This window comes from Streptomyces beijiangensis (assembly GCF_017315755.1).
Lineage (GTDB): Bacteria > Actinomycetota > Actinomycetes > Streptomycetales > Streptomycetaceae > Streptomyces > Streptomyces beijiangensis.
Genome location: NZ_JAFLRJ010000336.1, coordinates 1 through 12610, shown reverse-complemented (window position 1 = coordinate 12610; position 12610 = coordinate 1). Strand labels below are relative to the sequence as shown.

General features: G+C 69.0%; 13 protein-coding genes and 1 pseudogene. 9 read left to right on the top strand and 5 right to left on the bottom strand.

Translation table 11 applies throughout. The features are described 5' to 3' along the window. The coding region (locus J0695_RS29630) for an ABC transporter permease (protein ID WP_307798804.1) at positions 1-2630 on the top strand (2630 nt) is incomplete at its 5' end. Here J0695_RS29630 and J0695_RS29625 read toward each other — a convergent pair. Further along, complete coding sequence (locus J0695_RS29625) at positions 2620-5259, bottom strand: glycosyl hydrolase family 65 domain-containing protein (protein ID WP_206967160.1); 2640 nt, start codon at positions 5257-5259, stop codon at positions 2620-2622. The two genes, J0695_RS29630 and J0695_RS29625, sit on opposite strands and share 11 nt — an antisense overlap. A 68-nt stretch (positions 5260-5327) precedes the next feature. Further along, the gene (locus J0695_RS29620; RefSeq protein WP_206967148.1) at positions 5328-5546 is read right to left on the bottom strand and encodes a hypothetical protein; all 219 of its coding nucleotides are present in this window, start codon (positions 5544-5546) and stop codon (positions 5328-5330) included. Between J0695_RS29620 and J0695_RS29615 the strand changes: the two are divergent. After that, positions 5537-5725, top strand: a pseudogene (locus J0695_RS29615) (monooxygenase); the annotation flags it as partial. The gene J0695_RS29620 and the pseudogene J0695_RS29615 sit on opposite strands and share 10 nt — an antisense overlap. A gap of 159 nt (positions 5726-5884) precedes the next feature. On the opposite strand, the gene J0695_RS29610 reads toward J0695_RS29615, so the two are convergent. After that, entirely contained in the window at positions 5885-6481 is a 597-nt protein-coding gene (locus J0695_RS29610; protein WP_206967146.1) for a TetR/AcrR family transcriptional regulator, read from the bottom strand. Positions 6482-6728: 247 nt separating this feature from the next. Between J0695_RS29610 and J0695_RS29605 the strand changes: the two genes are divergently transcribed. Next, positions 6729-7271 (top strand): hypothetical protein, encoded by a 543-nt coding sequence (locus J0695_RS29605; protein WP_206967144.1) that lies wholly within the window; start codon positions 6729-6731, stop codon positions 7269-7271. Positions 7272-7473: 202 nt separating this feature from the next. Here J0695_RS29605 and J0695_RS29600 read toward each other — a convergent pair whose 3' ends face one another. Then, positions 7474-8199 (bottom strand): DUF5324 family protein, encoded by a 726-nt coding sequence (locus J0695_RS29600; RefSeq protein WP_206967142.1) that lies wholly within the window; start codon positions 8197-8199, stop codon positions 7474-7476. Between the two features lie 283 nt (positions 8200-8482). Here J0695_RS29600 and J0695_RS29595 point away from each other — a divergent pair, with 283 nt between their 5' ends. Both J0695_RS29595 and J0695_RS29590 read left to right on the top strand, forming a co-directional pair. After that, positions 8483-9010 (top strand): peptidylprolyl isomerase, encoded by a 528-nt coding sequence (locus J0695_RS29595; RefSeq protein ID WP_206967140.1) that lies wholly within the window; start codon positions 8483-8485, stop codon positions 9008-9010. Between the two features lie 124 nt (positions 9011-9134). Then, a complete protein-coding gene (locus J0695_RS29590) occupies positions 9135-10034 on the top strand; it encodes a rhomboid family intramembrane serine protease (RefSeq protein WP_206967139.1) in 900 nt (299 codons plus the stop codon). A 245-nt stretch (positions 10035-10279) separates the two neighbouring features. Here J0695_RS29590 and crgA read toward each other — a convergent pair whose 3' ends face one another. Continuing rightward, a complete protein-coding gene (gene crgA, locus J0695_RS29585) occupies positions 10280-10537 on the bottom strand; it encodes a cell division protein CrgA (RefSeq protein ID WP_206967136.1) in 258 nt (85 codons plus the stop codon). A 143-nt stretch (positions 10538-10680) separates the two neighbouring features. Here crgA and J0695_RS29580 point away from each other — a divergent pair, with 143 nt between their 5' ends. The 4 genes from J0695_RS29580 to J0695_RS29565 form a co-directional block, all read left to right on the top strand. Next, positions 10681-11448, top strand: coding sequence for a DUF881 domain-containing protein (locus tag J0695_RS29580; protein WP_206967135.1), 768 nt, complete (start codon positions 10681-10683; stop codon positions 11446-11448). A gap of 35 nt (positions 11449-11483) precedes the next feature. Continuing rightward, on the top strand, positions 11484-12194 hold the full coding sequence (locus J0695_RS29575; RefSeq protein ID WP_206967133.1) for a class E sortase: 711 nt from the start codon (positions 11484-11486) through the stop codon (positions 12192-12194). A 60-nt stretch (positions 12195-12254) separates the two neighbouring features. Further along, positions 12255-12431: a hypothetical protein gene (locus tag J0695_RS29570; RefSeq protein WP_206967131.1), complete on the top strand. Its 177-nt coding sequence runs from the start codon at positions 12255-12257 to the stop codon at positions 12429-12431. Then, positions 12428-12610: glutamine amidotransferase-related protein (locus tag J0695_RS29565; RefSeq protein ID WP_443726426.1), on the top strand; the 183-nt coding region annotated here is incomplete at its 3' end. The genes J0695_RS29570 and J0695_RS29565, both read left to right, overlap by 4 nt.

Sequence of the window (12610 nt, the reverse complement as noted above, 5' to 3'; positions counted from 1 at the left end):
CCCCCGCACCGCACCGCACCAGCCGTCCGCTCGCGCCCGTCGAGCCTGCCCCCAGGATTCGCCTCGCCATGTTCCGTACCGCCCTGCGCAACGTCGTCGCCCACAAGGCCCGTCTGGTCATGACCGTCCTCGCGGTCTGTCTGGGTGTCGCGTTCATCAGCGGCACCCTCGTCTTCGCCGACTCCTCGGCCGCCGCCTACCGCGCCGCGGCGTCGCAGAACTTCTCGGACGTCGCGGTCAGCGTGACTCCCAAGGACCCTCCCCCGGGGGCCGCCGCGCTTCCGCATTCGCCTGGTCTTGACGACGCACTTGTCAGGAAGCTGGCCGGCGTACACGGCGTCGCCTCCGTCCGCCCGTCGGCCGACGGCTCGGCCGTCCTCAACGCGGCGGACGGTACTCCGCTGCGCGTCGACAAGGCATGGGCGAACCTGGGCGCCGGCTACGCGCCGGGCAAGGGCGGCAAGGACAGCCGCTACCCGGTGGCCGAAGGTCATGCCCCGCAGAACGCCGATGAGATCGCTGTCGACAGCGGCACCGCCGACGCCGGCCACTTCCACATCGGCGACAAGATCACGGTGGCCACCGACGGTCCGGTCATGACCAAGCGGCTCGTCGGCATCGTCACCACCAAGGACACCCGGGTGACCGCGGGCGGCACCCTCACCCTGTTCGACATGGCGACCGCCCAGCGGCTGTTCACCTCTCCCGGCCACTACAACGGCATCGACCTGTCCGCCACACCCGGCACCGACCAGTTCGAGCTCTCCGACCGTGTCGGCGACGTACTCCCCGCCGACCGGGCCGAGGCCGTCACCGGCAGTGCCCAGGCCAACCAGCAGGCGATCAACGTCGACAGCATGAACCGCGGATACGAGAAGATGCCGATGATCTTCGCCGGGGTATCCCTTTTCATCGGTTCGTTCCTCGTCGTCAACACCTTCACCATGCTCGTGACACGGCGCACCCGGGAGATCGCGCTGCTGCGGGCGATCGGCGCCGACCGCCGCCAAGTGGTCCGCTCCGTCCTCCTGGAGGCCCTGCTGATCGGCCTCGCCGCATCGGCGGTCGGCCTCCTGCTCGGTCTCGGCATCGCCTCCGTACTGCCCGACGTCCTGGGCACCACCGGGGACACGCTGCCCAAGGGCCCCCTGGTGATCGGCGCACGTCCCGTCGTGGCGGCACTCGGCGTGGGCGTGGGGGTCACCGTGCTCGCCGCGTGGCTGCCCTCCCGCAGGGCAGCGAAGGTCGCGCCCATCGAGGCGATGCGCTCAACCGAGCAGCCGCCCTCCACCGCCGGGAACCGGTGGCGAGGCGTGGTGGGACTCGCGCTTCTCGTCGTCGGGGCGGGTCTGCTGGTGTCACTCGCGGGGGCCAAGGACGCCTCGGAGGAAAACCTGCGGAGCGCGATGCTCGGCTGCGCGGTCCTCGTCGTCGCCCTGATCGTGCTGGCGCCACTGCTCGCCGCCCCCGTGATCCGGCTGACCGGCCACCTGACCGGGCGCTTCGGGGCGGCCGGGCATCTGGCGCGCGAGAACGCGCTGCGCGACCCGCGCCGCACCGCGGCCACAGCCGCCACGCTGATGATCAGCACCGCGCTGGTGGCCGGGCTCGCCGTCATCGGGAACTCCACCGGTCAGGCCCTCGACCGCCAGACCGCAGACGGTCTCGGCGCCGACTACGTGATCAGTACCCGTACCAACATGACCGGGATCGACCCGACCGCCGTACAGCGGGTGGCCGACATCCCCGGCGTACGGACCGCGGCCGCCGTCACCGACTCCACCCTGACCGTCGGCGGCAATGCCCAGGAGATCTCCGGCGTCGACCCCGCCGCCGTGGACACCACCATGAGGCTCGACTTCGTCAGTGGCTCCCTGAAAGACCTCGGTCCCGGCCGGATCGCCCTCTCCAGCTCCTTCGCCGCGCAACAGGGCGTGCACACGGGCGGCAAGGTCAACGCCACGATGGGCCGCGACCAGGTCTTCAAGCAGTACACCGTCGTCGGGGTCTACAAGGACAACCCGACCGCCCGCCAGGCATTGGGCGCCCGAAGCGAGGTGCAGAAGAACAGCTACAACCCCGGTTCCCTCCAGCGAATCCTCGTCCGCACCGACGACGGCGCGACCTCGCAGGCCGCCGAGATGCAGCTGCGCACCGCCGTGGGCAACAGCCCGCTGCTGAAGGTGCAGGACCGGAAGGAACTCGTCCGCGAGGCAGCCGGCGCCATGAGCAACCTGCTGACGCTGATGTACGGACTGCTCGCCATCGGCGTTGTCATCTCCGCGCTCGGGATCGTGAACACCATGGCCATGTCGGTCGCCGAACGCACCCGCGAGATCGGCGTACTGCGCGCCATCGGCATGGACCGTGCCGGCATCCGGCGGATGATCCGCCTGGAGGCGGTGACAGTCGCCGCGTTCGGCACACTGCTCGGACTGGCAGGCGGACTGTTCGGGGCCTGGGCGGTCGGCGCGCTGGTGAACGGCGCGATGGAGCAGTACACGTTGGCACTGCCCTGGGGGACATTGCTCCTCGTCTGCCTGGCGTCCCTCGCCGTCGGCGCGCTCGCTGCCGCCCTGCCGGCCCGCCGGGCGGCAGCACTGAGCCCGCTGGAAGCCGTCAGCGCATGAGGCGCAGTTCGCTCACCTCGGCAGGTGTGCCGGCCGAGCGCGCGACCAGTCGTACCTGCGACACGAGGGCAGGTGTGTCAGAAGCCAGCGAGAGCGTTCCGCTCGACGGAACCGCCGTGTCCGGAGTCAGGGATCGCCAGCCCCCTGCACCGGTCCGCCCTTCCAACCGTACGGTGTCGGGCCGCCCCGAACCGAACACGACCTCCGCATGCGCGATCCGGACCGGTTTCGCCAGCCACAGGGTCAGCGCGGACCGAGGTGCGGTCGCCGTCCATGCGGTGGCGGTGGAACCGTCGACCGCGGCCTGGGCGTAGCCGCCCGCGGTCTCGGAATCGGCGGCCGCGGGGCGGCAGCGCGCCAGGTCGTCCGTCGGCGTCAGATCCGGGCGCCGCGTCTCGGTGGTGATCGTGTCCCCGGCCCGCATCTCATGCTTTCCGTCCGGCAGTTGTACGGACATGGGCGGACCGGAGCGGAGCGTGATGTGAGTCGTGCGCGCACCGATCCGCACCGCCAGGTCCCGCCCCTGCCAGGAGAGATGGTCCAGCCGTACGCCCTGTGACAGGCCCGGGGTCAGCATCGGGTCCAGGCGCAGGGAGTCCGGGTCCCAGCGCAGCCCGGCGATTCCGTACGGCAGCGTCTGCAGGAACCCGCCCGCGCCGGTCAGGAAGGTGAAGGCGGGAGCTCCCGCGTTGTCGCCGGCTTTGTCGCCGCGCGCCTCGGAGAACTGCAGGAACGGCTCCTTCACGAAGGGCCGGTAGGAGCGCTCCAGATAGGTGTCGGTCTGGCAGCCGGGTGCTCCGATCTGCGCGGCGATCACCGCATGGACCGAATCGGTCATCGCCGGTCCGTCCGGGTCGGTGACCGGTGCGTAGCGGTCGAGATCAGCCTGTGCGACGGCCGGATCGGTGACGTATCCGTAAGGGTAGGTGAGCAGGACGGTGTCCGCCTGTTTGATCTTCTGGCCCTGGTAGCCCGCGTATTCGGGGTGCGAGCCGTCGGCGTCCTGCGGTACGTACAGCTGGTCGGCCACCTCGGTCCAGGCGGCCGGCACGGGCTCGCCGAGCAGGTGGGCCGCCTCTGCCGCGTGGCGCAGGGCGACGACCGCGCCGCCATTGGTGAGGGCGTGGTCGTCGACTCCATGCGCGTACTCGTCCGCGCCGCTCACCCCCTTCACGTGGTACTTGCCGTCCGCGCCCCGGACCGCGCGGTCGGCCCAGAAGTCGGCGATCGCCGCCAGAACCGGAAATCCGCGTTCGCGCAGCCACTTCAGGTCGCCGGTGGCCGCGTAGAACTGCCACTGGGCGAGGGCGATTTCGCTCTGGAGGTGGTCCTGGTAGCCCTTGCACGGGCCGATCCCGCTGCACAGCGCGCTCGGCCCGGCCGTCCACGGCCAGACCCCGCCCTTGCGGCCCACCGCGACGGCATTGCGTCTGGCCTGGTCCAGAGTCCGGTAGCGGTATTCGACGACGGATCGGGCGAGTTCGGGATGGGTGGCGAGGAGTGCGGGGAACATCCAGGTGTCGGCGTCCCAGTAGATCTGGCCCGCATAGGTCTCCGAGCTGAGACCGGATGGCCCCAGGCTCCAGGACTGGCCCTCCCGGACGCTCGAATACAGCGAGTAGAGCGCCGAGTTGGTGGCCCTCTGCAGATCATCGCGGCCCGGTGTCACCGGTGTGGGGCGCCACAATTCGGCCCAGGCAGTGCGGTGTTCGGTCAGGAGCCGCGGCAGCCCGGCCTTGCGTGCGGCGGCGACGGCCTGGTGCGCCGTTTCCGGGGTGGCGGCAACGCCGACGTACTTCACCACCTCGTACGTCTCTCCAGCCGTGACGTCGATCCCGACCCGTTCGCCCGCGGTCTGCGGGGCGCCGTCGGGCAGGACTGCCGTACGGTCCGCGAAAGCGGTGCCCTCCCCGGCCACCAGCGCCGCGCTCTCGGTGATCCGCTGCCCGCTGCCCTCGGCTGCGACAGTGACCTGACCTGCGGACCGGGAGACCGCGGTCGTACGGCGGGCGCCCGCGCCGTCGAACACCCCGGTGACATCGAGCCGGCCGGACCAGGACGGGGTGACCCGCAGCCGCACGAGCCCCAGGTTCTGGCGCGAGCGGTGGCTGAGGACGTCGTAGGCGACCCGCACCGCGCGCCCCGGCCGCGGAGTCCAGGTGTAGGCGGTGGAGACGGTTGCCGCGCTCAGGTCCAGGCTCTGGCGGTAGCTGGAGATCCGGTCCGCGGATGTGCCCGGGGTGAGCGAGTCGGCGCCGTCGGAGACGGTGAGGGTGGACCAGGTGGGCAGCGCTGCCAGGAACTCGTCGTCGTCGCCGCGGTGGTAGAACCCGGCGGCGAAGGCGCCCGCGTATCGCTCGTCGTAGAGCGGCCAGCCGGTCTCGCCGAGCCCGCCCTGGTACCCGGTGCCGGTGGCGGGGATGCGCTGGGAGAGATAGCCGTTGCCCACGTAGGGCTGGCTGCGGTACTCCGCCGGTGTGTAGGTGCTCGTGGTCAACTCCCACACGGAATCGGCCCGTTGTGAGAGCGGACGGCTGTCGGCCGCAGCCCCCGGGGTGGCGCAGGCCATGAGCATCCCGAGCGCTGCGGCGACCGTACGCGTACGAAAGCCAGGTCTCATTGGTGTCATGGCCGCGAGTGTCCGGGCAACCCGGTCACCGGTACATGGACCAGCGACAGCGAGCCCTTGGACTTCTCTCAGGCGGCTTGCAGGGCGAGGGTGGGGGAGGGGTCGGAGACGTTGACTTTGTGTGGGTTCTCGGGGTTGGCGGTGGGCGCGATGGCGTCACGGGCCGTGTCGACGGTGGCCTTGTTGAACCAGCCGCCGCTGGTGATCTTGGCGCGCAGGGTGTCGGGGAGTTCCGGGGTGACGGCGGTTACGGAGATGCCGCCGGTCACGTCCTCGCCTGCACTCACCGGTGCGCCGCGGCCCGGGTCTTGATCTGCCGGGCATCGCCCACGGCCGCTATGGACTGCGCCGGCACTACCGCGTCGAGCCGTGGACGGACTTCGTGGAGGTCCACTGGTCCGGGCACGGCGAGGCCCTGCTGGCCGCGAGCTGCCGTCCTGGCGCCGCCCGCCTCATTGGCCCGGCAGCGTCCTGGATGTCCCCGGCGTTCTCCGCCGCGGTCCGTCACCTGGGTATGTCCAGTTCCTGACGACGTAAGGCTTCGACCCGTACGGACCCGACCTGGATCTCCTTCAGTCACGGGCGCGTGATGTGTACAAAGCCTTCCTTGGTGCGGCCGGCGGTCCTAGTCCGGCTGCAGGGATCGCCAGATCCGGTCGGGCAGGATCCGTGCGGCCTGGGTGAGGTCCATGTCGTAGGTGCTGGACAGCCAGCGGTGGGCGGTCTCGGCGACCGGCCCCATGACCAGCACCTCGATCAGGGGCGCGGGCAGCGGCGCGATCTCTCCCGCCTCGACCCTGGGCCGCAGCCAGTCCGCGATCACTGCCAGCTTGGCGGCCTTGGCCGTGCGGATGTGTTCGGAGTGCGCGGAGAGGTAGCCGGAGTAGGCGGAGCCATGGATGAACAGGGCAGCGTCCGGGCGTTCTTCGGTGAAGCGCAGGTAGGCCGTCACGAGTGCGCGTACCCCGGTACGGGCGGTCCGGGCACGGCTCAGGGCGGCGATCATTTCGTCGAACAGCTGCTCCATGCAGCGGGTGTACAGGGCGGCTGCGAGACCGTCGAAGCTGCCGAAGTGGTGGTAAAGGCTGCCGAGACTGACACCGCTGGCCTTGAGGACGGCATTGACCGTGAACCCCGACTGGCCCGATGCGGCGTACACATCCAGTGCGGCGGTCAGGAGACGGTCGACGGTGGCCTCACCGCGCTGCTGCTTAGGCGACATGGTGCGGCCCCGCCGCCGGTCCGGGCCCTGCTGCCGATGTCCTGATGCTGTCCGCCATGCCGGACAGCCTAGTACGGTCAAGAAATAGAATAATTTTCTAGAAAACTGCTTCACATCGGCTGCGTGGCGAACCATACTGCTGCGCATGGGGAATTGGAGATGGGCTCGGTTGGAGGTCGCCGCGGACGCACCCGGGGGGCTCCGGGTGGTTCACCACAGGGCAACGTTCGAGACGCGCGAGGAGACCTTGGCCGATCTGCGACGCGAAGTCGCGGAGAGTCCTCTGCCGCGCCTTCTCCGCGCCTCCGCCGCCCGGCAGTTGAACAAGGGGCTGCGGGGGGAGCGACGTCTGCATGAGCCCGATGTCTTTGGTGCGATCGGTGTGTACTGGGCCGCGTTCGCCGACCGGGCGCAGTGGCAGGTTCCGCTGGCCGACCGCAAGGGCCGGGTCGCCACCATGAGCGTGAGTCTGGACCCCGACCAGCAGGTCTCGGGTGACATCGGGGGACCCGTCACGGGGGCCACGGACGGCGTGGGTGACGCGCACAGCGGCCGAATCGACCCCTGGAAACTCTCAGCTTCGCTGCGGGCAGAGGGCCGTCTGCTCAAACTGTGCGCCTTTGTGGGCCTGCTGAGCACCATCGGAGGCGCCAAGTCGTGGCTTGACCCCTCCCGCTGGGAAGCGGGCCGCGTGATGTTCCTGCCGGCGATCGCCGTGCTGATCGGTTGCCACTACTGGAGCAAGAACATCCAGGCGCGGGCACGCGCCCATCTCGACCGACAGGGCTAGGCCCCCGCCCCGTGACCAGCAACTTCAGGATGGAAACATGGAAACAGGGTCGATTGTCCCGGCTCTCCGGTAAAACCGCAGGTCAGAGACGTAACGGTTTCGGGTTCGAATCTCCTGAGCTCCGCAGGGGAACGCGGAGGGGCCCGGGAGACACTTGGTCTCCCGGGCCCCTCCTGCTCGCTCTACGGTCGGCGGACCGCCGTCAGTGCTGGTCGTCGCGGTAGTCGACGGCCTCGGCCTCGGCCTCGGCCTGCTTGGCCTGGACCTCGGGGTCGAGTACGGCCTGACCGCTGCCGTCGACCGAGGTCAGCGGCGGGCGGTCGGACGACACCTCGGTGGGGGCGGGCGGCTCGACCAGCCAGTCGGGGTTGGCCTGCTTGTCCCACCACTTCCAGGCGACGAAGGCTCCGCCGGCCAGGACGCCGAGGACCGCGAGGCCCTTGGCCAGCCGGCCCGCCCTCGCCCGTCGCTCGTGCTTCTTGACCAGCTTCCGGATCTCCTTCGGCGAGACCTGCCCGCGGAGCGCCGCCACGGCGGCCACGCTGCGGGCCGCAGCCTCTTCACGTACCGGCTGAGCGGCGGCGACCGCCTGCTCCACGGCGTGCTCGACGCGTGGAGCGAGCTGGTGCTGCGCCTGCCGTGCGGCCTTGGCGGCGCGGTGCGCGGCCGCGTCCACCTTCGGCGGCACATGGGTCCTGGCCTGCTCCACGCGCGACGCCAGATGCGCGTCGTACTGAAGGCGGGCCTGTTCGGCGGCCTGGTGTGCTGCGTACGACACCTTGGGTGCGAGTCGTACGCGGGCCTCGTGGGCGTAGTACGTGGCCTGGTCCTTGGCCGTACCGGCGTAGGGTGCCACCACTTCCGCGGCGTGCAGCACGCTGTCCTTCGCCGTACCGGTCGCGGCGCGCACGCTGTCCATGCGGGTCACGGGATCCTCCTCCTCGGTGGCGGTTGTTTTCTCGCCTGTCCACCCATTTCGGAATCATGCCTGCCGAGGGCCGATGCGGCATGTGCAGACAGGCATCCGGGGCAGAAAAGGCAAGATCGGTCAAAGGTCGGGCATTGCGGTGCAAGGGGAGCTAGTGGACGACAATGCCACGGTTCGGGTCCTCGCGCCCCTGTCCGGCCGCTACTCGGCTGCTTTTCTCCGTACGCAGGCCGTCCGTGCGAGGATCGGTGGACGTCAGAAGAAGACTTACGGAAGGCAGATCGTGGCCGAGCAGCTTTACGCCACCCTCAAGACCAACCAGGGCGACATCGAGATCCGGCTTCTGCCGAACCACGCGCCCAAGACGGTCAAGAACTTTGTCGAGCTCGCGCAGGGCGAGCGGGAGTGGACCCACCCGGCGACCGGCAAGAAGTCCACGGACCGCCTGTACGACGGCACCGTCTTCCACCGTGTGATCAGCGGTTTCATGATTCAGGGCGGCGACCCGCTGGGCAACGGCACCGGTGGTCCCGGCTACGAGTTCGGGGACGAGTTCCACCCCGACCTGGCCTTCGACAAGCCGTACCTCCTGGCGATGGCCAACGCGGGCCCGGGCACCAACGGCTCGCAGTTCTTCATCACCGTCTCGCCCACCGCGTGGCTGACCCGCAAGCACAGCATCTTCGGCGAGGTCACCGACCCGGCCAGCCAGAAGATCGTGGACGCGATCATCGCCACGCCGGTCAACCCGCGCACCGACCGTCCGGTCAATGACGTGGTCATCGAGTCGGTCGTCGTCGAGACGCGCTAGCCGGACTCGGCCCGAGCCCCTTTTCCGTCGCGGTACGGGAACCAACCCGCCCCGTTCGTCCGTATGACGAGCGGGGCGGTGCAGTGCGTACGCAGCCCGTAGGCGTAGGAGACAAGGGAACGCGATGGATCAGGTGCCAGGAACTCCCGACCAGCAGCCCGCGGCGAGCGGACTGCCCAGCTGCTACCGCCATCCGGGCAGGGAGACGGGCATTCGCTGCAACCGCTGCGACCGCCCGATCTGCCCCGACTGCATGGTGAGTGCCTCCGTCGGCTTCCAGTGTCCGAACTGTGTGCGCGAAGGCTCCGGTACGGGGCACGCGCCTGCCGCGAACCAGCCGCGGACGCTCGCGGGGGGTACCGTCGCGGCCGACCCGCGCCTGGTCACCAAGATTCTCATCGGACTCAATGTGGCGGTGTTCGTCGCCGTCCTGTCGAAGGTGTTCGGTGACCATCTGGTCGACGACTACCTGCTCGTCGGCCGGTGGCCGCCCGCGCCCTACGCCCCGACCGAGGGTGTGGCCGATGGCGAGTGGTACCGGCTCTTCACCTCGATGTTCCTGCACGAGCAGTTCTGGCACATCGGGTTCAACATGGTGAGCCTGTGGCTGATCGGCGGCCCGCTGGAGGCGGCGCTGGGCCGCGTCCGCTATCTCACGCTCTATCTGGTCTCGGGGCTGTTCGGCAGCGCGCTCACCTATCTGATCGCCTCCCCGACCCAGGGCTCGCTCGGCGCGTCCGGCGCCGTCTTCGGTCTGTTCGGTGCCACCGCGGTCCTGATGAAGCGCATGAACTACGACATGCGGCCCCTGATCGGGATGCTGGTCATCAACCTGATCTTCACCTTCAGCGGCGGCATCGCCTGGCAGGCGCACATCGGTGGCTTCGTCGCCGGCATCGTCATCGCGATCGGCATGGTCTACGCCCCGCGCGAGCGGCGGTCCCTGGTGCAGTACGGGACCTGTGCACTGGTCCTCGCCGTGACCGTCGCCCTTGTGCTGATGAGGACCGCCGCGCTCACCTGAGAGCGGAGTTGTCCACAGCGTGTGCCGGATCTTGTGCATGTTGTGGGGAACAGCTGTGCCCCTTGTCCCTGACCTGGGTTTCCGCAGGAAGGGCAAGGGGCGGGCAGCTGCAGTGGTACGAGATCAGTAGTCACACCGGCGTCAACAGCCGAGGAGTTATCCACAGATCTTCTGAGTTTTCCCCGGCTGTGGATTACGTTGTGGATAACTTCAGGGCAGGGCTTGACGGGCAGCCCTCGAGGGGGCTACTTCCACTGCGTGGAGACACCGAAGCCGGCAGCGATGAAGCCGAATCCGACCACGATGTTCCAGTTCCCGAAGGGCTTGATGGGCATATCGCCCGACGTCACATAGAACATGACGATCCAGGCAAGACCGATCACGAAGAACGCCAGCATCACCGGTGCCACCCAGCTGCGATTCGTCAGCTTTATGGCGGTCGCCTGCTTCGAAGCAGGCGGCGGCGTGAAATCGGCCTTCTTGCGGATACGTGACTTCGGCACGAGGGACTCTCCTGTCGATGCGCTGCGTTACCGCGCAGGGAACTGTGGCTGGGGCCGGGACGCGGAGGCGGCGGGGACCACTTGCCTCCCCCGGGCGTCCGTTAGCGTAGTGCTTCCACGGCGTGTAAGGAGATAAGGGTACGTTGAGCAATTCTGGAGACTCCCCCGGTGGGGCGCCCCGCGGCAGGTCCGTGCGGCCGGTCACGCTGCTCACCGGTGCCGTCTTCGCGCTCGCCGGACTGATCTTCGTCACCAGCTTCAACACCGCCAAGGGCACCGATATCCGTACCGATGCCTCGATGCTGAAGCTCTCCGACCTGGTCCAGGAGCGCAGCGGCAAGAACAAGCAGCTCGACGAGACCGCGGCGGCACTGCGCGGCGACGTGGACACCCTGGCGCAGCGCGACGACGGCAGTACGAAGGCCGAGGACGCGGCGATCAAGGCGCTGGAGCAGTCGGCGGGCACCCAGAAGCTGTCGGGGCACGCGCTGACCGTCACGCTCAACGACGCCCCGCCGAACGCCGTGGCCAATCCCGGGTACCCGGATCCGCAACCCAACGACCTGGTCATCCACCAGCAGGACCTGCAGGCCGTCGTGAACGCGCTCTGGCAGGGCGGGGCCAAGGGCATCAGGGTCATGGACCAGCGGCTGATCACCACCAGCGCGGTCCGCTGCGTCGGCAACACCCTGATCCTGCAGGGCCGCGTCTACTCGCCGCCGTACAAGGTGACGGCGGTCGGCGACCTGTCGAAGCTGCGCAGCGCGCTGAACGCCTCCCCGGCGATCCAGAACTACCAGCAGTACGTGAAGGCGTACGGGCTCGGCTGGAAAGTCGACGAGCACCAGGCGATGACTCTTCCCGGCTACTCGGGCACAGTGGATCTCCACTACGCGAAGCCTGTGGGGTAGCTCAGCCGTTTGATGAGCGGGGGAAGCCTGTGTCGGTGCGACTGGTCGTCAGGAGTTTCAGCGAACTCTGCATCACCGCAGGTGCCCTGATTGTTCTGTTCGTCGTGTATCTGCTGCTCTGGACCGGGGTCAAGGCGGACAGCGCCTCCTCGGACCAGATAGACCAGCTGCACCACCAGTGGGCCCAGGGGACGGTGTCCACACCCGCCCCGTCCGCCTCGGCCTCAGGCCGGGGGGCGCCGAAGAAGACCGCGCCGCCCGCCCCCGCCGCGTACAAGGACGGGAAGGCCTTCGCGGTGATGTACATCCCGCGGCTCGGCAAGAAGTGGTCGAGGCCCGTGCTGCAGGACACCAGGGTGAAGACCCTGCAGAAGGGGCTCGGGCACTACGCGGGGACCGCGCGGCTGGGAGCGACCGGGAACTTTGCGGTGGCCGGTCATCGTCGTACGTACGGAGACCCTTTCAAGGACTTCCCCGAGCTGCGGCCCGGGGACGCGGTGGTGCTCGACGACGGGAAGACCTGGTTCACGTACCGCATCGACAACAAGCCCTATCTGACGGTGCCTTCGGACATCGGGGTGATCGATCCGGTGCCCGTGAAGTCCCCTTTCAAGTCGCCCGGGCGCTATCTGACGCTGACCACCTGCGACCCGGAGTGGGGCAGCAGCCACCGGCTGATCGCCTGGGGGCATCTGGACTCCACACAGCCCGTGGAGCAGGGCAAGCCCGCCGCTTTGCGCAGCTGACCCACAAGTCCCGGCTGTCGCCCTTTAGTCTGGACCCGTACCGCGAACGGAAGGGACAGCATGTACGGCTGGATCTGGCGGCATCTGCCGGGCAACGCATGGCTGCGGGCACTCATCTCGATCGTGCTCGCCCTCGCGGTCGTCTATCTGCTGTTCCAGTACGTCTTCCCGTGGGCGGAGCCGCTGCTTCCGTTCAACGACGTGACGGTCGACCAGGGCATGGAGGCGCTGCGATGAGCGCCCGGATCCTGGTCGTCGACAACTACGACAGCTTCGTCTTCAACCTCGTCCAGTACCTGTACCAGCTGGGTGCCGAGTGCGAGGTGCTCCGTAACGACGAGGTCGAGCTCGCGCACGCCCAGGACGGCTTCGACGGGGTGCTGCTCTCGCCGGGGCCCGGCGAGAGCAGCACCCCG